Source organism: Devosia sp. 67-54 (genome assembly GCF_001899075.1).
GTDB lineage: Bacteria > Pseudomonadota > Alphaproteobacteria > Rhizobiales > Devosiaceae > Devosia_A.
In genome coordinates this window covers 692,559-716,330 of sequence record NZ_MKVA01000011.1, presented here as the reverse complement: position 1 = coordinate 716,330, position 23,772 = coordinate 692,559, and the positions used below count along the sequence as shown (strand labels likewise).

Below are 23,772 nucleotides of genomic sequence, written 5' to 3'. Positions count from 1 at the left end.
GCTGTCAGGCCGGCACGGCGGCGCGCTTGGCGAGGCGCGCCCTGATGTGATCGACGTCGGCGCGCGGCGTCGCGGCGAAGAGCTGGCGGGTGTAGGGGTGCTGCGGATTGGCGAACACCTCCTCGCGCGTCCCCTGCTCCATCACGTCGCCCAGATACATCACCATCACGTCGTCGGCGATGTAGCGCACCACCGATAGGTCGTGGCTGATGAAGACGTAGGTGAGCTGGAACTCGTCCTGCAGGTCGGCGAGCAGATTGAGGATCTGCGCCTGTACCGACAGGTCGAGCGCCGACACCGGCTCATCGAGGACCAGCAGCGAGGGGTTGAGCATCAATGCGCGGGCGATGGCGATGCGCTGGCGCTGGCCGCCCGAGAACATGTGCGGATAGCGGTTGAAGTGCTCGGGACCGAGCCCGACCTTGCGCAGCATCTGCTGGGCGCGCTCGCGCCGCTCGGCGGCGGACATGGTGGTGTTGATGGCCAGCGGCTCGGCCAGCACGTCGCCGATCTTCTGGCGCGGATTGAGCGAGCCATACGGGTTCTGGAACACCATCTGCACCTTACGGCGCAGATCCTTGCCGACGCCATGGCGGCGGATGTCGACGGCCTCGCCCTCGATCAGCAATTCGCCGGCGGTGGGCGCGTCGATCATGGTGAGGATGCGGGCGAGCGTGGATTTGCCCGAGCCGGATTCGCCGACGATGGCGAGGGTCTTGCCCCGCTCGACCTTGAGCGAGGCATCCTTGACGGCGTGGACCACCCGCGCCTTGCCGAACATGCCGCCGCCGACGTGGTAGTCGCGCACGACGTGGCGGGTCTCGAGGACGGGGGCGGTCACGGCGCGGCCTCCGCACGATAGTCGGCGACGGTCGGCAGCCGGTCGCCGGTGGCGTTCTCGGGCAGCGCCGAAAGCAGCGCGCGGGTGTAGCCGGATCTGGGCGCGGTGAAGAGAGTCAGCACGTCGGACTCCTCCATCTTGTGACCGCGATACTGCACGATCACCCGGTCGGCGGTTTCGGCGACGACGCCGATATTGTGGGTGATCATGATGAGACCCATGCCGTGCTGGGCCTGCAGGCGAACGAGCAGGTCGAGGATCTGCTTCTGGATGGTCACGTCGAGCGCGGTGGTGGGCTCGTCGGCGATCAGCAGCTTGGGATTGCAGGCGATGGCCATGGCGATCATCACGCGCTGGCACTGGCCGCCCGACATCTGGTGCGGGAAGGATTTGAGGCGCTGCTCGGCGTCGCCGATGCCGACCTGCTCGAGCAGCTCGATGGCGCGGGCGCGGCGCGCCTTGCGGTCCATGTGGAGGTGGAAGCGCAGCACCTCCTCGATCTGGAAGCCGACGGTGAAGCACGGATTGAGCGAGGCGATCGGCTCCTGGAAGATCATGGCGATGTCGCGGCCGACGATCTGGCGCCGCTGGCCGCGCGACATATGGAGCATGTCCTTGCCGTCGAACTCCATGCGGTCGGCGGTGACGGTGGCCGACGGCGGCAATAGGCCCATCAGCGCCAGCATCTCGACCGATTTGCCCGAGCCGGACTCGCCGACGATGGCCAGCACCTCGCGCGCATCGACGCTGAGGTCGATGCCCTCGACCGCCTTGAACAGGCCGACCGAGGTGTCGAACGAAACGGTGAGATTGCGGATATCGAGCAGCGGCATCAGTGCATGCTCCTTACAGGCGCATGCACTGATGCTGTTCTGCGCATGGCCTGGTCCGAAAACCGACGTACACTTTTCGGGGCCATGCGTGTCAGCTCCGCTTCAGCTTGGGGTCGAGGGCGTCGCGGAGGCCGTCGCCGATGAGGTTGATGGCGAGCACGGTGACGAGGATGCACAGGCCCGGGAAGGTGACGACCCAGGGAGCGCGCTGGATGAATTCGCGGGCATTGGCCAGCATGGTGCCCCATTCGGGCGTCGGCGGCTGCGCGCCCAGCCCGAGGAAGCCGAGGGCGGCGGCGTTGAGGATGGCGTCGGAGAAGCTGAGCGTCGCCTGCACGATGATCGGCGCGAGGCAATTGGGCAGGATGGTGACCAGCATCAGGCGGAAATGCCCGGCGCCGGCGAGACGGGCCGAGGTGACATATTCGCGGTTGCGCTCGGCCATCACCGAGCCGCGCACCAGGCGGGCGAAATAGGGCTGCAGGGTGAGCGCGATGGCGAGCATGGCGTTGACCAGGCCGGGGCCGAGCACAGTGACCAGCACCAGCGCCAGCAGCAGCGGCGGGAAGGCGAGGATCAGATCCATGACGCGCATGATGACGACGTCGACCCAGCCCCGGAAATAGCCGGCGACGAGACCCAGCACGATGCCGCCGACCACCGACAGCACCACCACCATGGCGCCGATGAGCAGCGAGAAGCGCGCGCCGTGGATGAGGCGGGAGAGGATGTCGCGGCCGACCGGATCGGTGCCGAGCAGGAACTGCGGATTGCCGCCGGGGTCCCAGGCGGGGGGCGCGAGGAAGAACTGCTTGTACTGCTCGGTCGGATCGTGCGGCGCGATCCAGGGCGCGAACAGCGCCACGAGGATCAGCAGGATGAAGACGACGAGGCCGAGCACGGCGCCGCGGCTTTGCGAGAAATAATGCCAGAACTCGCGCAGGCCGGCGAAACGGCCGGTGCTGACGACGGGCACGATCTCGGTGGTGTCGGTCATCTTACTGCACCCGGATGCGTGGGTTGACGACGGCATAGAGCACGTCGACCAGAAGGTTCACGCCCATGACGATGAGGGCGATGAGCAGCAGCCCCGCCTGCACCACGACGTAGTCGCGCTTGTAGATGGAATCGACCATCCACTTGCCGATGCCGGGCCAGGCGAAGATCGATTCGGTGAGGATGGCGCCGGCGAGCAGCACCCCGACCTGCAGGCCGATGGTGGTGACCACCGGGATCAGCGCGTTGCGCAGAGCGTGCAGGCCGATGACGCGGCGGGCCTTGAGGCCCTTGGCGCGGGCGGTGCGCACATAATCCTCGCCCATCACCTCGAGCATGGCCGAGCGCGTCTGCCGGGCGATGACGGCGAGCGGGATGGTGCCGAGCACGATGGTGGGCAGGATCAGATGCATGACCACCGAGTGGAACGCCCCCTTCTGCCCCGACAGCAGGCTGTCGATGAGCATGAAGCCGGTCACCGGCTTGAAGAAATACTGCACGTCGATGCGGCCCGAGACCGGGGTCCAGTGCAGATAGCCGGAAAAGAAGATGATAAGCAGCAGGCCCCACCAGAAGATCGGCATGGAATAGCCGACCAGCGCGGTGCCCATCAGCCCCTGATCGACCACCGTGCCGCGGCGCGTGGCGGCGAAGATGCCGGCAGGGATGCCGAGCAGGATGGCGAAGATGATGGCGCACAGCGACAGCTCGACCGTCGCCGGGAACAGCGCCAGGAATTCGGTGACCACCGGCCGGTGGGTGGAGATGGAGACACCGAAATCGCCGTGCAGGGCGTCCCAGATGTAGTGGCCGTACTGCTCCCAGATGGGGCGGTCGAAGCCGAACTGCACCTTGAGCTGCTCATAGCGCTCGGGCGTGACGCCGTGCTCGCCGGCGAGCGCGAGGATGGGATCGCCCGGCAGCAGGCGCACGAAGCCGAAGGCGCAGATGGTGATGCCGATCAAGGTCGGCACGATCAACGCCAGCTTGTTGAGGATATAGCGGAGCATGAAAAAAGCAGGCGGCGCGAGGCATCACGCCCCGCGCCGCCCGCAACGCTTATTCGGTAACGTCGACGCCGTCGAAGCGGTGCATGCCGAGCGGATCCTGGACGAAGCCCTGGACCTTCTTGTCGGTCACCACATAGACCTGCGAGTGCGCCAGCAGGAAGGCGGGAGCCTCCTTGGCGAACACCACCTGCGCATCCTGGTAGTATTTGGTGCGCTCGGCGATATCCGAGGTGGTCTTGGCCTTCTGGATGTCGTTCTCGAAGTCCTTGTCGCACCAGCTCGAATAGTTGGACACGCCGATGGCCGAGCAGGAGAACAGGGTGGCGAAGAAATTGTCCGGGTCGCCATTGTCGCCCGACCAGCCGATCTGGAAGGCGCCGGAACGGTCCTTCTTCTTGCCGTCGGCGCGGTATTTGGTCCATTCCTCGCTGATGATGTTGGCGGTGACGCCGACCTTGGCCCAGTCGGCCTGGATCAGCTCGGCGGCGCGCTGGAAGCTCGGATTGTAGGGACGCGAGATTTCGGCGGCGGCCCACAGATCGATCTTGGTCAGCCCGGCGGCGGCCAGCACCTTCTTGGCTGCATCCGGGTCGTATTTGTCGAACTTCACGTCCTTGTTCCACGACCACATGGTGGGCGGGATCAGATTGTTGGCGGGCGTGGCGCCGGCGTCCTGGAACAGCGCCTTGATCAGCGCGTCGCGGTCGATGGCCATGTTGAGGGCGTGACGCACCTCGGGCTTGTCGAGCGGCGGCAGCGTGGTGTTGTAGCTCATATAGCCGATGTTGAGGCCGGCCTGCTCATAGGTGGTGAGGTTGGCGTCGGCCTTGATCGAGGGCACGTCGGCCGGATTGGGATAGGCCATCACGTCGCACTCGCCGGCGCGGATCTTTTCGAGGCGGGTGGTGGCGTTGCTGACGATGGAGAAGATCAGATTGTCGATCTTTTCCTTGCCCTTGTAGTAGTCGGGGTTGGCCGCGTAGCGGATGGTGGAATCCACCTGGTAGTCGACGAACTGGAACGGGCCGGTGCCGATGGGCTTGGAGGCGAAATCGGCGAGATTGCCGGACGCCTGCAGCTTGTCGGCATATTCCTTGGAGACGATGGAGGCGAAGTCCATCGCAAGGTTGGCGAGCATCGGCGCGTTCGGCTCGGTGAGCACCAGCTGCACGGTGTTGTCGTCGACCTTCTTCCACTCCTTGGTGTATTTCGGCATGTCCATGCCGACATAGTAGTCGTAGCTCAGGTTCGGCAGATAGGTGAACCAGGGCGATTTGTCGTCCTGCTGGCGCATGAACGAGAAGATCACGTCATCGGCGTTGAGATCGCGGGTGGGGGTGAAGTAATCGGTGCTCTGGAACTTCACGCCCTTGCGCAGGTGGAAGGTGTAGGTGAGGCCGTCGGGCGAAATGTCCCAGCTCTCGGCGAGGCCGGGCTCGACCTCGGTGGAGCCGTGCTTGAACTCGACGAGGCGCGAATAGATGGTGCGCGAGGACGCGTCGAAATCGTTGCCGCCGGTGGTGGTGCCGGGGTCGAAATTGGCCGGCGAGCCTTCCGAGCAATAAACGAGCGTCTTGGCATAGGCACTGCCGCCCAGCACGACGGCAAGTGCCGCGGCGGTCAGCAGGATTTTCGCGGATTTCATATGGATGTCTCCCGAAGATTATTTGCGCTCCGGGCACTTTCCACCCCGAGCCTGGGGCGCAACAAAGCGGTTTTCGAGGCGAACCGCAACGGGAATATTCGTCTAGTGCCTTGCAGTTGAACGCGGTTTTCGTCCGGTGCCATGACGGAAAGAGGCTAAACGATTGGTGTGTTTGACCAAATGGTCAACCGACGAACCGAAGGCAGATCATGACCGCGCGCGTGGCGATGACGACATTGGTGGTGGACGATTACGACCGCGCCATCGCGTTCTACCGCGATGCGCTGGGCCTTGCGCTCCTTGCCGACGCCGACATGGGCGGCGGGAAGCGCTGGGTGGTGGTGAGCGGACCGGCCGGCGGGCGGTTGCTGCTCGCCCGCGCCGTGGACGAGGCGCAGCGGGCCGCGATCGGCCGGCAGGCCGGCGGGCGCGTCGGCTTTTTCATGGAGACCGACGATTTCGCGGCCGATCATGCCCGCTTCATGGCCCATGGCGTGCGGTTCCGCGAGGCGCCGCGGCACGAGGCCTACGGCACCGTGGCCGTGTTCGAGGACCCGTTCGGCAATCTCTGGGATTTGATCGAACCGAAAGATTGAGCAGCGCCCTGTGCGGGCAACCGCGGGGCGGCTAGGGTAATTGTTCGACTACCCAACTCGCCTTTTCTGGAGATTGCCATGACCGCCCGCCGCCTCGGCCGCACCGACCTCACCATCGAACCGCTGATCTTCGGCTGCAACGTGCTGGGCTGGACGCTAGAGGAGAGCGCGGCTTTCCGCGTGCTCGACGCCTATGCCGATGCGGGCTTTGCCGCGGTCGACACCTCGGATTCCTATGGCAAGGGCAAGTCGGAGACGATCCTGGGCAATTGGATGAAGGCGCGCGGCAACCGCGACAAGGTGCTGGTGTTCACCAAGGTTGGCTCGGACATGGGCCAGGGACATCGCGACCTCAGCGCCAAATGGATCATCGAGGAGGTGGAGAATTCGCTGCGGCGGCTGCAGACGGATGTGATCGACCTCTACCAGAGCCATTGGCCGGACCCGGCGACGCCGCAGGAGGAAACGCTGGGGGCCTTCGACCGGCTGGTGCAGGCGGGCAAGGTGCGCTGGATCGGCAGCTCGAACCAGGACGGGAAGCTGCTGAGCGAGGCGCTGCGCATTTCCGCCGACAAGGGGCTCGCGCGCTACCAGACGGTGCAGAACGAATTCAACCTCTACGACCGGGACAGCTTCGAAGGCGCGGTGCAGGACATCTGCGTGCGCGAGCAGGTGTCGGGGATCGGCTATTTCAGCCTGGCGCGGGGTTTTCTCGCCGGCAAGTACCGCAGCGTCGCCGATGCCGACAAGAGTCCGCGCGGCAAGGCGGCGGTCGACAAATACCTCAACCCGAAGGGCGAACGCATCCTGCAGGCCCTCGACGCGGTGAGCAAGCGGCGGAACGCGACGCCGGCGGCGGTCAGCATCGCCTGGATCGCGGCGCAGCCGGGCGTCGGCGCCGCCATCGCCTCGGCAACGTCGGTGGAGCAGCTCAAGGCGCTGACCGACGGAGCGCGGTTGGCGCTCGATGCCGACGATTTGGCGCAGCTCACCGAAGCGGGCCGCTGAGCTATCCCGCCACGGTGCCGAACAGGGCGCCGACGACGTAGGTCGCGAGCATCGCCAGCACGCCCCAGAAGGCGACGCGCAGGGCGCCCTTCCACAGCGGGGCGCCGCCGGTCTGGGCGCCCAGGGCGCCGAGGACGAGCAGCACCAGCAGCGAGACGATGGCGACGGCCCAGAGCGTGGCGGTACCGGCGCTGAGCCAGGCCGCGAGCAGCGGCAGCGCCGCGCCGGCGGTGAAGGTGATGGCCGAGGTCCACGCCGCCTGCAGCGGATTGGACGCCGTGGTCTCGGTGATCCCCAGCTCGTCGCGGGCGTGCGCGCCGAGCGCGTCGGCGTCCATGAGCTGCCGCGCCACCTGGTGGGCGAGCTGCGGGTCGAGGCCGCGGCGCTGATAGATGATCGCCAGCTCTTCGAGCTCGTCGTCCCAATGCGTCTCGATCTCGGACTTCTCGCGGGCAAGATCGGCGCGTTCGGTGTCGGATTGCGAGCTCACCGACACATATTCGCCCGCCGCCATCGACATGGCGCCGGCGACCAGCGCCGCAAGGCCCGAGAGCACCACGGTGCCGTGCGGCGAGCCGGCGGCGGCGACGCCGACCAGCACGCTCGCCACCGAGACGATGCCGTCATTGGCGCCGAGCACGGCGGCGCGCAGCCAGCCGATGCGGTGGACGAAATGCGCCTCGGAATGGATCGAAACGGAGGCGTCAGCCGGCAAGATATCCCCCGTCGACCGGCAGCACGGCGCCGGTGATGTAGGCGGCATGGGGGGAACACAGGAAGAGCGCGGCGTTGGCGACGTCCGCGGGCGTGCCGTAGCGGACGAGCGGGATGCGTGGCTTGATGCGCGCCGCGGTGTTGGGGTTGCCGAGCGCGGCGACGGCGATGCCGGCATCGATCCAGCCGGGGGCGAGGGCGTTCACGCGGATGCCGTCGGCCGCGAAATTGCCGGCGAGCGAGCGCGTGAGCTGCGCCACGCCGCCCTTGCTCGCCGCGTAGCCCGGCGCATGCGGCGCGCCGAGGAAGCTGAAGATCGAGCCGATGTTGAGGATCGTGCCGCCGCTGGCCTTGAGCAGCGGCCGGGCCGCGACGCAGACGCGCATGGTGCCCGACAGGTTGACGTCGAGCAACAGGTCGAACGTTTCGGGATCGTATTCTTCGGCACGCTTGATGATGCCGGCGCAATTGACCACGACGTCGAGCCGCGCCAGCCCGGCGACATAGGCCTTGACCGCCGCATTGTCGCGCACGTCGAGGACATGGAACAGCGCATCGCCGCGCGCGGCGCGCACTTCGGCTTCGGTGGCGCCGGTGGCGATGACTCTGGCGCCGCTCTGGGCGAAAGCCTCGACGATACCGGCGCCGATGCCCGAGGTGCCGCCGACGACGAGCACCGTCTTATCCTTGTAGCTGATCTGCACTGGACTGCTCCTCTAGCGCACGAACTGGTCGACATAGCCGGCGCCGAGGCCGACGGAATCGTAGTGCCGGCGGCACATGTCGATCTTGGTGAAGACGTCCTCGAAGCCGATCTGGCGGTTCTGCTCGTCGAGATAGACCATGCAGCCGGAGATATTGAAGAAGGTGATCATCTCGGCGCAATCGTCGGGGACGGTGAGGGTGTGGATCTCGCCGGGCGGCTCGAACACGTAAGAGCCGGTCTCCGCCACCCAGTCGTGCTCGAGATAGTGCCAGCGGCCCCTGATGACGTAGCCGTGCACCGGCGCCGGATGCAGGTGCCGGCTGAGGATGCCGGCGCGGCGGACGCGCAGCAAATTGCACCACTGGCCCTGCACGGTGTTGAGCAGCAGCGGGCGGAACCAGACGCCCTCGGCCTGCGGCACCCAGACCCGCTCGTCCTCGGGGATGGCCATGATCTGGGCTTCCCTGGCGGCCAGCGGATGGGCCGAGCCGTTGAGCGTGTCGTACATGGCGAGACTCCTTTGCCCAAGGGTGCCCGAGGCGGATCGCCAAGGCAATGCACCCCGGGGGTGGACGATCCGGCGGCTTGCCGGCCTCGGCAAGACGGACGGAGAGGAGTAGGAGGGCGGCAGGAGATTCGATCGTGACGACCACCGCCCTGCCCCACGCCACCCCAGCCCAGCGCACCACCTTCGCCATCATCTTCGCGGTGGCGCTCTGCCACGGCATCAACGACATCATGCAGTCGCTGCTGACGGCGATCTACCCGATCCTCAAGGAGAATTACGGGCTCGACTTCGTGCAGCTCGGCCTGTTGACGCTGACCTTCCAGTGCACGGCGTCGCTGCTGCAGCCGATCATCGGCATCTATACCGACAAGCGGCCGCTGCCCTATTCGATCGCGGCGGGCATGGCGTCGACGCTGGTGGGGCTGATCGTGCTCGGCTTTGCGCAGAGCTATCCGCTGCTGCTGGCCGGTTCGGCGCTGATCGGCTTCGGCTCGGCGGTGTTCCATCCCGAAAGCTCGCGGGTGGCGCGGCTGGCGGCGGGCGGGCGCTACGGCTTTGCGCAATCGACCTTCCAGGTGGGCGGCAATGCAGGACAGGCGATCGGGCCGCTGCTGGCGGCGTTCGTGGTGCTGCCGCATGGGCAGAGCTCGGTGGCGTGGTTCGCGCTGGCGGCGCTGTGCGGCATGCTGGTGCTGAGCTGGGTCGGCCGCTGGTATTCCAACCACCAGCGGGCGCAGGCGCTGAAGCCGAAGGCGAGCACCGCCCTGCCCTTCGACATGCGCACCACGATGATCGCGCTGGTGGTGCTGACGCTGCTGACCTTCACCAAGAACATCTACATGGCGGCGGTGAGCAATTACTACACCTTCTACCTGATCCAGAAATTCGGCATGGAGGTGCAGCAGAGCCAGTTGATGCTGTTCCTGTTCCTTGCCGCCTCGGCGGTGGGCACCTTCCTCGGCGGCCCGATCGGCGACCGCTATGGCGCCAAATTCGTGATCTGGCTGTCGGTGCTGGGGGTACTGCCGTTCACCCTGGCGCTGCCCTATGCCGACCTCACCTGGACGGCAATCCTCGCGGTAATCATTGGAATCGTGTTCTCGTCGGCGTTCTCGGCCATCGTGGTGTTCGCGCAGGAGCTGATGCCGGGGCGCATCGGCATGATCGCCGGGATCTTCTTCGGGCTGGCCTTCGGGGCCGGCGGCATCGGCGCCGCGGCGCTGGGAGCGCTGGCCGACGTCAGGGGCATCGACTTCGTGTTCCGGATCACCAGCTACCTGCCGTTCCTGGGGCTGCTGACGATCTTCTTGCCGAATTTCTCGAAGGCGAAGCTACAAACCCAGAGGTAGGTGGATAGGCGGCCCCCTCCATCATGCTTCGCATGGTCCCCTCCTGGTTTTTTCTTGTGCTCTGGCCGATCGAGCCTGAGAAGGCTCGCTCGGCCAACCGCTGGTGATCAGCGGATCAGGATGGCGCGGAAGTCGTTGACGTTGGTGCCGGTGGGGCCGGTGACCACCAGCGCGTCGATGGCCTTGAAGGCGGTGTAGGCGTCGTTGCCGGCGAGCGCGGCGCGGGGGTCGATGCCGGCCTGCCGCATGCGGGCGCAGGTGGTGCCGTCGGCGACGGCGCCGGCATTATCCTCGGAGCCGTCGATGCCGTCGGTGTCGGCGGCGAGCGCCGAGATGCCGTCGACGCCCTCGATGGCGAGCGCGAAGGACAAGAGGAATTCGGAATTGCGGCCGCCTTTGCCCTTGCCGCGCACCGTGACCGTGGTCTCGCCGCCCGAGAGCAGCAGCGCCGGACGGCGGAAGGGACGGTCGCGCAGATCGACCTCCTTGCTCAGCGCCGCGAGGACCTGCGCCACGTCGCGCGCCTCGCCCTCGATGGCGTCGGAGAGAATGTGGCTGTTGAGGCCGCGCTGCCGGCCGAGCGACGCGGCGGCTTCGAGCGACAGCGCCGAGGAGGCGACGATGGTGACGCTGTTGCTGGCAAAGCGCGGATCGTCCGGACGCGGTGCCGGGTTGTCGGCGGAGGCGAGCAGCGCCGTGGCGGCCGGCGGCAGGGTGACGCCGTGCAATGCCAGCAGATGGCGGACCTCGGCGCGCGAGCCGGCGATCGGCACTGTCGGCCCCGAGGCGACCAGCGCCGGATCGTCGCCGGCGACGTCGGACACGATGAGGGTGGCGACGCGGGCCGGCGCGGCCAGCGCAGCGAGGCGGCCGCCCTTGATGGCGCTGAGCTCGTTGCGGACCTGGTTCATCACCGAGATCGGCAGGCCGGAGGCGAGCAGGATGCGCGTCACCTCCTGCTCGTCGTCGAAGCTCATGCCGGCGCCGGGCGCGGGCAGCAGGGCCGAGCCGCCGCCCGAGATCAGCGCCACCACCAGATCGTCGGGACCGAGGCCGTGCACGCTCGACATGATGCGGCGGGCGGCGAGATAGCCAGCCTCGTCGGGCACCGGGTGCGACGCCTCGACGATCTCGATGCGGCTGGTGGGCACGCCATAGCCGTAGCGGGTAACGACGAGGCCGCCGACCGGCTCGCCCCAATGGCGCTCGAAGGCGGCCGCCATCTGGGCCGAGGCCTTGCCGGCGCCGACCACGACGGTGCGGCCGCGCGGCTTGGGCGGCAGATGCGCGGCGACGGCGCGGCCAGGATCGGCGGCGGCGACGGCGGCGCGGAACAGGTCTTCGAGAAGGGCGCGGTCCATGGTGGCTCAAAGGCTTGCGATGGCAGCCACAATGCCGTCAACTGCCGGTTCTAGCCAGAGCCTACCGTGACCGCATCCCCAGCATGACCGAGCGTTTCGCCGTTTATTTCGCCCCGGCCGCCGGCTCGGCGCTGGAGCGGGCGGCGGCGGCGTGGCTCGCCCGGCCGGACCTGCAGGAAGCCACGGTGTCGGCGCGGCGCTACGGCTTTCACGCGACGCTCAAGGCGCCGATGGCGTTGCGGGCCGGCACCGATCGGGCCGGGCTGGCGGCGGCGCTGGCGAGCTTTGCGGCACGCCACCGGCCGGTGATGCTGGATTCCCTCGCGCCGCGGCCGATCGGAGCGTTCCTGGCGCTGACCACCGCGCCGCAGCCGCAGGCGCTCACCGATTTCGCGGCCACGGTGGTGACGGCGTTCGAGCCGTTCCGGGCGCCGCTGACGGCGGAAGACCGGGCGCGGCGGCTCGCAGCGCCGCTGACAACGCGGCAGGCCGAGCTGGTCGATGTCTATGGCTACCCCTATGTGCTCGAGCAGTTCCAGTTCCACATGACGCTGACCGACCGGCTGCCGGCGCCGCGGCAGGCGGCCGTCCGCAGCGCGGCCGAGGCGTGGTTCGCCGCGGCGCTGGCCGCGCCGATCCGGCTTGACCGGCTGGTGCTTTTCCGCGAGGCGCAAGCGGGGGCGCCGTTCGAGCGTCTGGAGGATTTCGAACTTTCGGGAGGTGCCGCGTGACGGAGAGCGCATTCACCAATGCCAGGATCGTGCTGGGCGACGAGATCGTCGACGGCAGCATCAGGATCGTGGACGGAACGATCGCGGCGGTGGATGCGGGCGGCAGCGTCGGCGAGGATTGCGAGGGCGACTATCTGATCCCCGGCCTGATCGAGCTGCACACCGACCAGCTCGAGGCGCATTACCGGCCGCGGCCGGGGGTTTACTGGAACCCGCTCGGGGCGCTGATGGCGCACGACGTGCAGATCGCCGGATCGGGCATCACCACGGTGTTCGACGCGGTGCGCATCGGCTCGGAGCCGGAACAGTCCGAAGGCGGCATGGGCGACCATATCGAGGTGCTGATCGAGGCGATCACCGCCGGGGTCGCCGACGGCCGGCTCAGGGCCGACCATCTGGTGCATCTGCGCTGCGAATTGCCGACGCCCGACGTGGTCGACGATTTCGAGCGCTTCTGCGATCTGCCGCTGGTCAGGCTCGCCTCGGTGATGGACCACACGCCGGGGCAGCGGCAGTACCAGACGATGGGCAAGTTCGTGGCGTTCTACAAGGAACGCATGCGCTTTTCGGACGCCGAGATCGACGCCTTCATCGCAGCCCGGCGCGAGCGGCAGCAGCGCTATGCCGCCGCCAGCCGCGCCGCGATCCTGAAGCGCGGGCTGGCGGCGGGCATCGCCTTTGCGAGCCATGACGATGCGACGCCCGAGCACGTGGCGGAATCGGTGCGCGACGGGGTGAGCATCGCGGAATTTCCCACCACCATGGTGGCGGCGGAGCAGTCGCATGCGGCGGGGCTCGCGGTGCTGATGGGGGCGCCCAACGTGGTGCGCGGCGGCTCGCATTCGGGCAACATCGCCGCCACGGATCTGGCGCGCGAGGGCTGCCTCGACGTGCTGAGCTCGGACTACGTGCCGGGAGCGCTGATCCAGGCGGCGTTCATGCTGCCGCAGGTGGTCGAGGGCGTCGGCCTGCCGCGGGCCATCGGCATGGTGACGGCGACGCCGGCGCGGGCGGCGCATCTGGCCGATCGCGGCGAGATCGCCAGCGGCAAGCGCGCCGATCTGGTGCGGGTGCGCCTGCATGGCGACATGCCGGTGATCCGCGGCGTGTGGCGGCAGGGGCGGCGGGTGAGCTGATGGCCGGCTGCCTCGTGCTGGTGGTCGGGCCGTCGGGCGCCGGCAAGGATACGCTGATCGCGGCGGCGAAGGCGGCGCTGCGGGGCAATCCGAGGGTGGTGTTTCCGCGCCGGATCATCACCCGCAGCGCGGTGGCGGCGCTGGAGGATCACGAGTCCGTGAGCGTGGAGCAGTTCGCCCGGATGCGCGCCGCCGGCGCTTTCGCCCTCGACTGGCAGGCGCATGGGCTGAGCTACGGGCTGCCGGCGACGCTGCTGACCGATCTGCGCGACGGCCGGATTGTGGTGGTCAATGGCTCGCGCGCCATGGTCGCCGAGGCGGGGCGGCGTTTTGCCGAGCTGCGGGTGCTGCTGATCGAGGCGGCGCCGGAGGTGCGCGCCGCGCGGCTGGCCGGCCGCGGGCGGGAAACCGCCGAGGAGATCGGGCGCCGGCTCGCCCGCGAGGTGGCAACGCCGCTGCCCGGCGCCATCCGCATCGACAATTCCGGTTCGCTGGCCGAGGCCACCGCGGCGTTTCTCGCGGCGCTCGGGATTTCCGGGCCGGCGTGAACCTTTTGCTGCGCCGCGGCGTTTTGTGCCGGAAATGCGTCCGCTCGAGGGAACCGGGTGATGAGCCGAAGTGCAATGTTCGCCGTGATCGGCGTGCTGGTCGTGGCGGTGGTCGTGCTTGCCGGCTATCTGATCTACCAGGAAACCCACAAGCCGGCGCTGTCCATCACCGTCGACAAGGGCGGTGTCCAGGTGCAAGGCAATGGCTGAGATTTCCGAACGTATGGTGGTCGACGCGCTGGTCGGCGAACTCGACCGGCAGGGTCAGGGCGGGCGGCCGCCCGACGATCCGCACCGGCTGACGGCCTACCCGATCAAGGGCACCATCGACGTGGTGGCCCTTGCCGAGGCGGTGGAAAGTGCGCTACGCGGCGACACCTCTGAAGACGATGGCAAAGAGCCGGCGGAACTGAACGCCGCCAATGACGGATGAGAACACTGGCTGTTGAGCAGGGAAGCGGCCAAGCGTCAGGCATGATCTACAGCAATCTTCCCGAAACCTCCTCCACCAACCAAGGGTCAACCCCATGAACCGCAACACCTGGATTATCATCATCGTCGCCGTGATCGTGATCATCGGCCTCATCTGGATCTTCAACCGCGGCGGCAACACCACCACGGTGAACACCGCGTCGAGCTCGGCCGTGGTCAGCTCGTCGGAAGCGGCGCCGGCCTCGTCCTCGGAAGCGGCCCCGGTGTCTTCGTCGGAAGCCGCCCCGGTTTCGTCGAGCGAAGCCGCGTCCTCGTCTGAAGCCACGCCGATGGCGCCGGCCTCGTCGTCGGAAGCCACGCCGATGGCTCCCGCGTCGTCGAGCGAAGCCACCCCGATGGCCCCCGCCTCATCGAGCGAAGCGACGCCGATGGCGCCGGCCTCGTCGTCCTCGGCCGGCTGATCCGCTCCGGGTCCATGACAAACCCCCGCCAGCGATGGCGGGGGTTTTTCGTTGCCTATTCGGCCGGAGTGCCTTGCGGCTGCGCCGGCTGCTGGCGGGCGGCATCGGCGATGCGGCGGCGCTCGCGATAGGCGTCGAACTGCTGATCGATCAAGACGCCGATGAGGATGACGCCGCCCATCACCGCGAAGTTGAGTGACGAGGGGATGCCGAGCAAATTGACCAGGTTCTGCAGCTCCTGCAACAGCACCACGCCGAGCAGCGCGCCGATGATCGAGCCCTCGCCGCCGCGCAGCGAGAAACCGCCGAGCACGGCGGCGGCGATGGCGTAGAGCTCGTAGAAATTGCCGTGCGAGCCGGGCGAGATGGAGCGCGTGTACATGGCGAAATACAGCGCCGAAATCACCGTCAGCACCTGGCAGATGACATAGGCGGCGACGATCACCATGCCGGTCTTGATGCCGGAATAGCGGGCTGCCTCTTCGTTCTTGCCCACCGCATAGAGGTAGCGGCCGAACACCGAGCGGTGCAGCACGAACCACATGATGATGGCCAGGATGAGCATGGCGATGAACGAATTGGGGATGCCCCAGCTGCGTCCGGCGGTGATGAATTCGAGGTCGGGGAAGCTCTGGCCGAAGGCGAAGCCGGCGGTCGAATCCTGCGTATAGAAGCGCGCGATGCCGCGATAGAACAGCAGTCCACACAGCGTGACGATGAACGGCTGCATGTGGAGCCTGGTGATCAGGAGGCCATGGAACAGCCCGATGGCGACGCCGAGCAGCAGCATCAGCACCACCGCGACCGGCCAGGGGATGCCCTGGTTGGCGATGAAATCGACGAACAGCACGCCGACCAGGGCGATCATCGAGCCGACCGACAATTCGATGCCGGCGGTGATGATGACGAAGGCCTGGCCGAGCGCCGAGATGCCGAACATGCCGACGAGGTTGGCGGTGTTGGCGATGTTGATCGGCAGCAGGAAGCGCGGGTTGATCAGCGCCACCACGGCGCCCACCACGATGATGAGAATGAGAAGACCGAGGTCCTTCTTGTTCATGCCGCCGTCTCCTCCTGTTGCAACGGCTTGCCCACCGCGAGCTGCAGCACGTTTTCCTCGCTGAAGCGGTCGCGATCCAGCGTCCCCGATATGCGGCCCTCGTGCATGACGGCGATGCGATCGGAAACGCCGATCACCTCCTCCATGTCGGACGAGATCATCATCACGGCGACGCCGGCGTCGGCGAGGCCGCGCATGAGCCTGTAGATTTCGGCCTTGGCGCCGACGTCGATGCCGCGCGTCGGCTCGTCGAAGATCATCACCTTGGGCGACATGGCCAGCCACTTGCCCAACACCACCTTCTGCTGGTTGCCGCCCGACAGATTGGCGGCCTTGGTGCTGACCTGCGGCGCCTTGATGCCGAGGTTGCGCCGCTGCGTTTCGGCCGTCCTGGTCTCGCTCGCGGTGCTGACCATGAAATTGCGCGCATGGGTGGGCAGGTCGGGCAGCGAGATGTTCTGGGTGATCGGCAGGTCGAGCAGCAGGCCGGCGAGCTTGCGGTCCTCGGGCACGAGGAAGAGGCCGCGCTCGACCGCCCGCGAAGCGTGGCTCGGCTGGAACGGCGCACCGTCCAGCTCGAAGCTGCCGCCGAAGATCGGATCGATGCCGAACATGGCGCGGGCGAGCTCGGTGCGCCCGGAGCCGACGAGGCCGGCGATGCCGAGGATTTCGCCGCTCCTCAGCTCGAGGTCGACGGTCTGGCCCGGATAGGTGGCGGTGCGCACGCCGGAGACACGCATGGCCACCTTGCCCGGCGGCTGCGCCGGCGCCGAGACGTGGGCCTTGAGGTCGCGGCCGATCATCAGCTTGACCATGCGGTCGTGCTCGATCTCGGCCTTGTCGAGCGTGCCGGCGAGCTTGCCGTCGCGCAGGACGATGACGCGGTCGGCGGCGGCCTTGATCTCGTGCAGGCGGTGCGAAATGAAGATGACGCTGATGCCGTCGCGCTTCAGGGCGGCGATGACGTCGAGCAGCTTGGCGGTCTCGCTGAGCGGCAGGCTGGAGGTGGGCTCGTCGAGGATGACGAGGCGCGCATGCATCGACAGCGCCTTGGCGATCTCGACCATCTGCTGCTGGGCGAGCGACAGCCGGCTGACGGGCGTCGCCGGGCCGAAGCTGGCGCCGAGGCGCTTCAGGAACGGCGCCACCATCTGGCGCTGCTTGGCGGTGTCGACGATGTTGAGCAGCCCGCCGGTGCGCGGCTCGCGGCCGATATAGACGTTGGCGGCAACGTCGAGATTGTCGAAGAGGTTGAGCTCCTGGTGCACGAAGGCGATGCCGGCGCGCATCGACGCGGCGACGCTCAGCGCGCTTTCCTCGACGCCATCGATGGTGATGGTGCCGGCATCGGGGGCGATGACGCCGCCCAGGATCTTCATCAGAGTGGATTTGCCGGCGCCGTTCTCGCCGACGAGGCCGATGACCTCGCCGGGTGCCACGCTCATCGAAAAGCCCTGCAGCGCGAGAACGCCGGGATAGGCCTTGCGGATGCCCGAAAGGACGAGGAACGGCTCGGCCGGAGCCGGCGCGGAAGCGGCAGCAGCGCTGGTCATCTCAGCTCAAGGTTAGGCCCAAGGGATGCGGGCGACAAGCACGGGGTGCCTGCCGCCCGCCGGGAAGACCGGGTCCGGCCGCTGCTGGGCGGCCGGACCTCCGCACTTACTTGCCCGACATCGCCTTGAGATTGGCGGCGTAGGCATCGATGTCCGCCGCGTACAGGATCTTGGTCGGCACGATGAGCTGGCCGTTGGCCGGGATGCCCGACTTGTCGCCCTTGAGGTAGGCGGCCATCAGCTTGAAGCCCTGATAGGCCCACTCGAAGGGCTGCTGCACCACGGTGCCGGCAATGTTGCCTTCCTTGATGCCGCCCAGGGTGATCGGATCGTCGTCGAAGCCGACGACGGTGATCTGGCCCAGCTTGCCGGCATCCTTGAGCGCCTCGTAGATACGCGGCGTGTTGTAGGAGTAGAAGCCGACCATGCAGTTGATGTCGGGGTTCGCCGCCAGGACGTCGGAGACGTTGGCCTTGGCCCGGGTCTGGTCGATGCCGTCGCCCTTGGTGTCGACGAGCGTGATGTTGGTGCCCTTGAGGCCTTCGACGAAGCCCTGCGCGCGCTCCTTGTAGTTGGCGGCATCGAGCAGGCCGACGAAGCCCATGCATTTGGCGCCGTTGGGCATCGCCTTCTTGGCGATCTCCGCCGCCTGCTTGCCGGCATCGACGTTGGACGAGCCGATATAGGCGATGCGCTTGGAATTGGGCGCGTCGGAATCGGTGGTGAAGAGCGCCGTTTCACCGGCGATCTTGTCGAGCACATCGGTGGCCTTGGGATCGACGGCGGAGACCATGATGGCCTTGACGCCGGCGGTGGCCAGATTGTCCATCAGCGCCTGCTGGTTGGCGACCGACGACTGGTCCGGATATTTGAACTCCAGCGTGTAGTCGGGCAGCTCGGCCTGCGCCTTCTTCATGCCGGCCTCGGCGGCCTTCCAGAAGTCGGACGCACCGTTGGCAACGAAGGCCAGAGTGGGTTTGTCCTGAGCGAACGCGGCGCCCGAGACCATGAGTGCAGCCACCGCGATCGCGGCGGCCGAAGCCAAGACTTTCATCGATATTCCTCCCATGTCCCTGCCGCAGCAGGGTTCCTGTGCGTCGGTCGGCTCGGGCCTGTGCCGGTCTTTGCCGGCTCGGCCCCGGGTCGAGGCACCGCACAAGAAAATCATACTTTTCGACGCTGTCCAGTGAAAAGTATGATTTTTCTCCGGACCGCGTCCCGGAGCGTTCGCCCCGGTCGGCGTGGCGACATGTGACCGTCGCCGCCACAAGTTATGCTTATTACTAATATCGAGGTCAAGCCGGCTTGTGCGGGCAGCGTGGTGATTTCGTTGTCACTAGGGGTGTTTTGGAGCCGTTTTCAGGCAAACCCCTTGCGGGACGCGGCTTTTCGGTGTGATGATTGATAATAAATATTAGTCGCTCGCGCCGATGCGCCGGGTTGCGCCGGGCGGCCAGGAGAGACTATGCGGGGCGGGGACAGGGGGCGATCGACAATGGATGCCGAGGGCAAGGGCGCGGCCGCTACGACGACCGTGCGTCGGCCGCGCCGCACCGGGGCGCGCCGGGTGACGATGATCGACATCGCGCGCGAGGCCGGCTGCTCGCAGGCGACGGTGTCATTCGTGCTCAACCGCACCGCGGGCATCAGGATTTCGCAGCAGACGCGCGAGCGGGTGATCGAGGCGGCGCGCGCTCTGGGCTACGCCGCCGCCAGCTTCGCCGACCTGCAGCCGGCGCCCCCGGTGGTGCGCACCGACGGGCTGATCGGCTTTGCTGTCGACCAGCTGGCGACGAGCCCGGAAGCGGTGGTGGCGATCGAGGGCGCGCGGCAGGCGGCGTGGGGCGCCGGCAACATCATCCTGGTGGCGCAGACGATGTCGGACCCGGTGATGGAGCCGCGCACCATCGCCGCGCTCCTGGCGCAGGGCGTGTCGGCCTTCATCTACATGACCATCTTCACGCGCGAGATCGTGGCGCCGCCGGTGCTCAAGGAGCTCGACGTGCCGGTGATCCTGCTCAACTGCTACACCGCCGACCACGCCTTCCCCTCGGTGGTGCCGGGGGAGATCGCCGGCGGGCAGAGCGCCACCCGCCACCTGATCGAGATGGGGCACCGGCGCATCGGCACGATCCTGGGCGAATCATGGATGGAGGCGGCGCAGGACCGGCTCGAGGGCTATCGGCGGGCGCTGGCGACGGCCGACATCCCGTTCGATCCGAGCCTCGTGGTCGAGGGCGACTGGTCGGCGAGCGCCGGCTATCACGGCACGCGCAAGCTGCTGCAATTGCGCGACCGGCCGACGGCGATCTTCTGCCAGAACGACCGCACCGCGATCGGCTGCTTCGAGGCGCTGAAGGAAGCTGGGCTGTCGATCCCCGAGGACATCTCGGTGGTGGGCTATGACGACGAGGAGATCTCGCGCCATTTGCACCCGCGGCTCACCACCTCGATCCTGCCGCACCGGGCGATGGGGCAATGGGCGATCGAGCGGCTGAGCGAGCCGTTCGACCCGCGGCAGAAGCGGCATCCGATCACCAAGCTCGAATGTCCGCTGGTCAAACGCGATTCGGTCGGGCCGCCGCGGCCGTTCGTCGGCTCCTGACCGGCGACGCGGCGCCGGCGCAGACGCTCAGTCGTCCGCGCCGGTGTGCACGACGGCGCTGACGGCATCGCGCGCCGCTTCGACCGTAGTGAAGATCTTGCCATCGACGGCGAAGGCATTGAGCCGGACGGCGAGGAAGCGATAGCCCTCGTCCGCCGGAACGACGACGCCCAGCGGCTCGCCGTCGACCTCGATGGCGATCGGCTTGGAGGAAGGTGGCCGGGGAAAAGTCTGGTGCTGCATGGAACATGCCTCCTTCGGCGCCGGATGCCGGCGACCGGGGTGTTAGTGGAACTGTGAGACGCGAGAGTGACGGGTCAGACGACCCCAGGGGTCACATTCGCCAGTTTCGGAAACACCCTACGGAGGTGTGTACGCGTTTGGCTTGAATCCCGGCATGGGCAGCGATGCGATCGAGTCGGATCATTCCTTCGTCCCTTTCCGGTCTGGGCCCTGGCGGGCTGGCCAAACACCTGGCCTGGAGATAGGGCGCAATGCCGAATCCGCAAGCCGCTGCAACGGCGAATAATTTCGCCACGCCCACTCATGAGCCGTTTCGTGGGCGAGAGCAAGGCGACGTTTGTCTAAAGCAATCACGCTTGCGAGAAATTTTGCGCCGGCCGGCACCGACCCCGCGGTCTTGAAAACGATTGCACGATCTGGTCAGCTAAGCGAACGAAACAGTGCCACGCGCTGCAGGCTGCCGATATAGGATGGCGGCGCAGGGTCGTGAGGGCGACCGGGCGCTGAGAGGGAGGAACGGTTGGACGAACGTGCCCCGCGGCCGGCACCACGGCCCAAGCGCGGCGCGCCGCGCTCGGACAAGCCCACCCTGCGCACGATCGCCGAGATGACCGGGCTCGCGATCACGACGATTTCGCGTGCCCTCAACAACGCCCCGGAGCTCAGCGAGGAGACCCGCAGCCGGGTGCAGAGGATCGCGGCCGAGATCGGCTACGTGCCCGACCGTACGGCGCTCAGGCTCAAGACCGGGCGCACGCATGTGGTGAGCCTGATCCTCGATCCGCACGACGAAATCCTCAATTTCGGGCAGTCGATGGTGAGCGGGCTGAGCTCTGCCTTCCGCGGTACGCCCTACCACCTGGTGATCACCCCGACCGCGCGGGGCGGCTCGCCGCTCGATCCGATCAACTACGTACTGCGCAACCGCATGGCGGACGGGGTGATCTTTTCGCGCACCGAGCCGGACGATGCGCGGGTGAAGCTGCTGCTCGAAAGCAATTTCCCCTTCGTCACCCACGGCCGTACCGAGATCGGCGGGCACGCCTTCGTCGACTACGACAATTTCACCTTCGCCTACGAGGCGGTGAAGCGGCTGGCCGCCAAGGGACGCAAGCACGTGGCGATGATCTCCGCCAATCCGCGCTTCATGTTCGGCCGGCATCTGCACGACGGACTGGTGCAGGCGGCGGAAGAATCCGGGATGCGCTACGAGCTCGAAACGCGCGTGACGCTGGACGATCCGGCCGAGGAAATCCGCAAGCTGACGATGGCGCGGATCGCACAGGGCGACGCGCCGGACGCCTATGTGTCGCCCGGCGACGCCGTGGCGCTGGCGGTGATCGCCGGCATGGTCGACAGCGGCCTGCAGGTGGGGCGCGACGCCGACATCGTCACCAAGCAGATGAGCGGCATCTTCTCGCTGGTGCGGCCGAAGGTGGATGCGATCAGCGAGGACATCGCGCTCGCGGGCCGGCAGATGGGCGAATTGCTGCTCCGCCGCCTGAAGGGGGAACCGGCCGAAACGCTGCAAATCCTGCAGCTGCCGGAAATCCCGTTCTAGCCAGCGCGGCGCCGTCAGCCCTCGATCTCTTCGCGCAGCATTTCCAGCTCGAGCCAATCGTCCTCCGCCTTGGCCTTGGCAGCTTCGGCGGTGGTGAGCTTTGCCGAGGCGGCGGCGAAGTCCTTAGGGTCGCGACCGTAGAAGCCGGGATCGGCAAGTTGCGCCTGGAGGCGTTCGATCTCGCCGGCGAGCCGGGCGATGTCCTTGGGCAGCGTCTCCAGCGCGTGCTTCTGCTTGAACGACAGCTTGGCGCGAGTCGGGGGCGGCGCCGCCGGGGCGGTTGCGGCGCGCTCGGCCTTCGGCGCCTTTTCCAGCTCCGGCTTGGTGACGCCGAAGCCGCGCTGGGCCACCATGTCGGAATAGCCGCCGGCATATTCGGTCCATTTGCCCTCGCCTTCGGCGACGATCACCGAGGTCGCGACGCGATCGAGGAAGTCGCGGTCGTGGCTGACGACGATGACGGTGCCGGGATAGTCGCCCAGCATCTCCTGCAGCAGATCGAGGGTTTCGAGGTCGAGGTCGTTGGTCGGCTCGTCGAGCACCAGCAGGTTGGAGGGCAGCGCCAAGGCGCGCGCCAACGCGAGCCGGCCACGCTCGCCGCCAGAGAGCTTTTCGACGGCGGTGCGGGCCTGCTCGGGGGTGAACAGGAAGTCCTTCATGTAGCCGACGACGTGCTTGGGCTGGCCGTTGATGATGAGCGTGTCCGAGCCGCCCGCGGTCAGCGCCTCCTTCAGCGTCGCCGAGGGGTCGAGGCTGCGGCGGCGCTGGTCGAGCGTCGCGATCTCGAGATTGGCGCCGAGCCGGACGCGGCCGCTGTCGGGCGCGAGCTCGCCGGTCAACAGGCGCAGCAGCGTGGTCTTGCCGGCGCCGTTGGCACCGATGACGCCGACGCGGTCGCCGCGCAGGATGCGGGTCGAGAAATCGGTGACGATCGGCCGCTCGCCGAACCTCTTGGAGATGCGCTCGGCCTCCAGCACCAGCTTGCCGGACATGTCGGCCTCGGCCACCGACAGCCGCACCGCGCCGACCTGGCGCTTCAGCTCGCGGCGCTCGCGGCGCAGCGTGTGCAGTCCCTCGAGGCGGCGGACGTTGCGCTTGCGGCGGGCGGTGACGCCGTAGGTCAGCCAATGCTCCTCGCGCACGATCTGGCGGTCGAGCTTGTGGCGGGCGGTCGCCTCCTCCTCGAGCACGGTGTCGCGCCAGTCCTCGAAGGCGGAAAAGCCCTTGTTGAGACGGCGGGTGACGCCGCGGTCGAGCCAGATGGTGGCGCGGGTCAGGTCGCTCAGGAAGCGGCGGTCGTGGCTGATGATGACCAGCGCCGAGCGCAGATTGGCCAGTTCGGCCTCGAGCCATTCGATGGCCGGCAGGTCGAGATGGTTGGTGGGCTCGTCGAGCAGCACGATGTCCGGCTCGGGCGCCAGCACGCGGGCAAGCGCGGCGCGGCGGGCCTCGCCGCCCGAGAGGCGCGCGGGGTCTTCGCTGCCGGTGAGTCCCAGATGCTCGAGCAGATAGCGGGCGCGATGCGGATCGTTGCCAGCCTCGAGCCCCGCCGCAGCGTAGTCGAGCGTCGTGGCATAGCCGGTGAGGTCGGGCTCCTGCGGCAGATAGCGGATGGTGGCGCCCGGCTGCAGGAAGCGGCGGCCGCCATCGGGCTCGATCTCGCCCGCGGCGATCTTCAGCAGCGTCGACTTGCCCGAACCGTTGCGCCCGACCAGCGCCAGCTTGTCGCCCGGCAGCACCGACAGCTCGGCATCCTCGAGCAGCAGCGTCGAGCCGAGGGTCAGGCGGATGTTCTGTAGCGTGAGAAGCGGAGCGGCGGCCATGTCAGGCCGCGGACATGCCCCAAACCGCCCGCGCTGTCCATGGCCGCGCCGC

General features: G+C 67.6%; 25 protein-coding genes. 11 read left to right on the top strand and 14 right to left on the bottom strand.

Annotation, left to right across the window (positions count from 1 at the left end):
* Nucleotides 1-4: 4 nt before the first annotated feature.
* The 5 genes from BGO82_RS20325 to BGO82_RS20305 form a co-directional block, all read right to left on the bottom strand.
* Complete coding sequence (locus tag BGO82_RS20325; protein WP_291307445.1) at nucleotides 5-841, bottom strand: dipeptide ABC transporter ATP-binding protein; 837 nt, start codon at nucleotides 839-841, stop codon at nucleotides 5-7.
* Nucleotides 838-1,674, bottom strand: coding sequence for an ABC transporter ATP-binding protein (locus BGO82_RS20320; protein WP_291307444.1), 837 nt, complete (start codon nucleotides 1,672-1,674; stop codon nucleotides 838-840). The genes BGO82_RS20325 and BGO82_RS20320 overlap by 4 nt, the downstream gene beginning before the upstream one ends.
* A 91-nt stretch (nucleotides 1,675-1,765) precedes the next feature.
* On the bottom strand, nucleotides 1,766-2,671 hold the full coding sequence (locus BGO82_RS20315) for an ABC transporter permease subunit (RefSeq protein ID WP_291307443.1): 906 nt from the start codon (nucleotides 2,669-2,671) through the stop codon (nucleotides 1,766-1,768).
* A gap of 1 nt (nucleotide 2,672) precedes the next feature.
* The gene (locus tag BGO82_RS20310) at nucleotides 2,673-3,680 is read right to left on the bottom strand and encodes an ABC transporter permease subunit (protein WP_291307442.1); all 1,008 of its coding nucleotides are present in this window, start codon (nucleotides 3,678-3,680) and stop codon (nucleotides 2,673-2,675) included.
* A 49-nt stretch (nucleotides 3,681-3,729) separates the two neighbouring features.
* Nucleotides 3,730-5,325 (bottom strand): ABC transporter substrate-binding protein, encoded by a 1,596-nt coding sequence (locus tag BGO82_RS20305; protein WP_291307441.1) that lies wholly within the window; start codon nucleotides 5,323-5,325, stop codon nucleotides 3,730-3,732.
* Between the two features lie 209 nt (nucleotides 5,326-5,534).
* Between BGO82_RS20305 and BGO82_RS20300 the strand changes: the two genes are divergently transcribed.
* Both BGO82_RS20300 and BGO82_RS20295 read left to right on the top strand, forming a co-directional pair.
* Nucleotides 5,535-5,921: a VOC family protein gene (locus tag BGO82_RS20300; protein WP_291307440.1), complete on the top strand. Its 387-nt coding sequence runs from the start codon at nucleotides 5,535-5,537 to the stop codon at nucleotides 5,919-5,921.
* Nucleotides 5,922-5,999: 78 nt separating this feature from the next.
* Entirely contained in the window at nucleotides 6,000-6,929 is a 930-nt protein-coding gene (locus tag BGO82_RS20295; protein WP_291307439.1) for an aldo/keto reductase, read from the top strand.
* A 1-nt stretch (nucleotide 6,930) separates the two neighbouring features.
* Here the strand turns inward: BGO82_RS20295 and BGO82_RS20290 are convergent, their stop codons facing one another.
* From BGO82_RS20290 to BGO82_RS20280, 3 genes are read right to left on the bottom strand one after another with little or no spacing between them, the layout of a single operon-like run.
* Nucleotides 6,931-7,644 carry a VIT family protein gene (locus tag BGO82_RS20290; protein WP_291307438.1) on the bottom strand — a complete coding sequence of 238 codons (714 nt, stop codon included), beginning with the start codon at nucleotides 7,642-7,644 and terminating at the stop codon, nucleotides 6,931-6,933.
* Nucleotides 7,634-8,347 carry an SDR family oxidoreductase gene (locus BGO82_RS20285; protein WP_291307437.1) on the bottom strand — a complete coding sequence of 238 codons (714 nt, stop codon included), beginning with the start codon at nucleotides 8,345-8,347 and terminating at the stop codon, nucleotides 7,634-7,636. Before BGO82_RS20285 ends, BGO82_RS20290 begins: the two co-directional genes overlap by 11 nt.
* A gap of 12 nt (nucleotides 8,348-8,359) precedes the next feature.
* Nucleotides 8,360-8,857: a 2,4'-dihydroxyacetophenone dioxygenase family protein gene (locus BGO82_RS20280; RefSeq protein WP_291307436.1), complete on the bottom strand. Its 498-nt coding sequence runs from the start codon at nucleotides 8,855-8,857 to the stop codon at nucleotides 8,360-8,362.
* A gap of 134 nt (nucleotides 8,858-8,991) precedes the next feature.
* Here BGO82_RS20280 and BGO82_RS20275 point away from each other — a divergent pair, with 134 nt between their 5' ends.
* Nucleotides 8,992-10,206 carry an MFS transporter gene (locus BGO82_RS20275; RefSeq protein ID WP_291307435.1) on the top strand — a complete coding sequence of 405 codons (1,215 nt, stop codon included), beginning with the start codon at nucleotides 8,992-8,994 and terminating at the stop codon, nucleotides 10,204-10,206.
* Between the two features lie 107 nt (nucleotides 10,207-10,313).
* On the opposite strand, the gene BGO82_RS20270 is transcribed toward BGO82_RS20275, so the two are convergent.
* Complete coding sequence (locus BGO82_RS20270) at nucleotides 10,314-11,567, bottom strand: glycerate kinase (RefSeq protein WP_291307434.1); 1,254 nt, start codon at nucleotides 11,565-11,567, stop codon at nucleotides 10,314-10,316.
* Between the two features lie 83 nt (nucleotides 11,568-11,650).
* On the opposite strand from BGO82_RS20270, the gene BGO82_RS20265 reads away from it, so the two are divergent.
* The 6 genes from BGO82_RS20265 (at nucleotide 11,651) to BGO82_RS20240 (ending at nucleotide 14,875) form a co-directional block, all read left to right on the top strand.
* On the top strand, nucleotides 11,651-12,298 hold the full coding sequence (locus BGO82_RS20265; protein WP_291307433.1) for a DUF1045 domain-containing protein: 648 nt from the start codon (nucleotides 11,651-11,653) through the stop codon (nucleotides 12,296-12,298).
* Complete coding sequence (locus BGO82_RS20260) at nucleotides 12,295-13,434, top strand: alpha-D-ribose 1-methylphosphonate 5-triphosphate diphosphatase (RefSeq protein WP_291307432.1); 1,140 nt, start codon at nucleotides 12,295-12,297, stop codon at nucleotides 13,432-13,434. The genes BGO82_RS20265 and BGO82_RS20260 overlap by 4 nt, the downstream gene beginning before the upstream one ends.
* Entirely contained in the window at nucleotides 13,434-13,982 is a 549-nt protein-coding gene (gene phnN, locus BGO82_RS20255; RefSeq protein WP_291307431.1) for a phosphonate metabolism protein/1,5-bisphosphokinase (PRPP-forming) PhnN, read from the top strand. The genes BGO82_RS20260 and phnN overlap by 1 nt, the downstream gene beginning before the upstream one ends.
* Nucleotides 13,983-14,042: 60 nt before the next feature.
* Complete coding sequence (locus tag BGO82_RS20250) at nucleotides 14,043-14,192, top strand: hypothetical protein (protein ID WP_291307430.1); 150 nt, start codon at nucleotides 14,043-14,045, stop codon at nucleotides 14,190-14,192.
* The gene (locus BGO82_RS20245; RefSeq protein WP_291307429.1) at nucleotides 14,185-14,415 is read left to right on the top strand and encodes a hypothetical protein; all 231 of its coding nucleotides are present in this window, start codon (nucleotides 14,185-14,187) and stop codon (nucleotides 14,413-14,415) included. The genes BGO82_RS20250 and BGO82_RS20245 overlap by 8 nt, the downstream gene beginning before the upstream one ends.
* Nucleotides 14,416-14,509: 94 nt before the next feature.
* Nucleotides 14,510-14,875, top strand: coding sequence for a hypothetical protein (locus BGO82_RS20240; RefSeq protein ID WP_291307428.1), 366 nt, complete (start codon nucleotides 14,510-14,512; stop codon nucleotides 14,873-14,875).
* Nucleotides 14,876-14,930: 55 nt separating this feature from the next.
* Here the strand turns inward: BGO82_RS20240 and BGO82_RS20235 are convergent, their stop codons facing one another.
* The 3 genes from BGO82_RS20235 to BGO82_RS20225 all read right to left on the bottom strand — a co-directional run bounded on the left by BGO82_RS20235 (nucleotide 14,931) and on the right by BGO82_RS20225 (nucleotide 18,542).
* Nucleotides 14,931-15,935, bottom strand: coding sequence for an ABC transporter permease (locus BGO82_RS20235; protein ID WP_291307427.1), 1,005 nt, complete (start codon nucleotides 15,933-15,935; stop codon nucleotides 14,931-14,933).
* Nucleotides 15,932-17,488 (bottom strand): sugar ABC transporter ATP-binding protein, encoded by a 1,557-nt coding sequence (locus tag BGO82_RS20230; protein WP_291307426.1) that lies wholly within the window; start codon nucleotides 17,486-17,488, stop codon nucleotides 15,932-15,934. Before BGO82_RS20230 ends, BGO82_RS20235 begins: the two co-directional genes overlap by 4 nt.
* Nucleotides 17,489-17,594: 106 nt before the next feature.
* Nucleotides 17,595-18,542 (bottom strand): sugar-binding protein, encoded by a 948-nt coding sequence (locus tag BGO82_RS20225; protein WP_291307425.1) that lies wholly within the window; start codon nucleotides 18,540-18,542, stop codon nucleotides 17,595-17,597.
* A gap of 441 nt (nucleotides 18,543-18,983) precedes the next feature.
* Between BGO82_RS20225 and BGO82_RS20220 the strand changes: the two genes are divergently transcribed.
* A complete protein-coding gene (locus BGO82_RS20220; protein WP_291307424.1) occupies nucleotides 18,984-20,093 on the top strand; it encodes a LacI family DNA-binding transcriptional regulator in 1,110 nt (369 codons plus the stop codon).
* Nucleotides 20,094-20,120: 27 nt separating this feature from the next.
* Here the strand turns inward: BGO82_RS20220 and BGO82_RS20215 are convergent, their stop codons facing one another.
* Nucleotides 20,121-20,336, bottom strand: a complete 216-nt coding sequence (locus BGO82_RS20215; RefSeq protein ID WP_291307423.1) for a hypothetical protein — start codon at nucleotides 20,334-20,336, stop codon at nucleotides 20,121-20,123.
* A 520-nt stretch (nucleotides 20,337-20,856) separates the two neighbouring features.
* On the opposite strand from BGO82_RS20215, the gene BGO82_RS20210 reads away from it, so the two are divergent.
* On the top strand, nucleotides 20,857-21,897 hold the full coding sequence (locus tag BGO82_RS20210; protein ID WP_291307422.1) for a LacI family transcriptional regulator: 1,041 nt from the start codon (nucleotides 20,857-20,859) through the stop codon (nucleotides 21,895-21,897).
* 14 nt (nucleotides 21,898-21,911) lie between these two features.
* On the opposite strand, the gene BGO82_RS20205 is transcribed toward BGO82_RS20210, so the two are convergent.
* Nucleotides 21,912-23,720, bottom strand: coding sequence for an ABC-F family ATP-binding cassette domain-containing protein (locus tag BGO82_RS20205; RefSeq protein ID WP_291307421.1), 1,809 nt, complete (start codon nucleotides 23,718-23,720; stop codon nucleotides 21,912-21,914).
* Nucleotides 23,721-23,772: the final 52 nt, after the last annotated feature.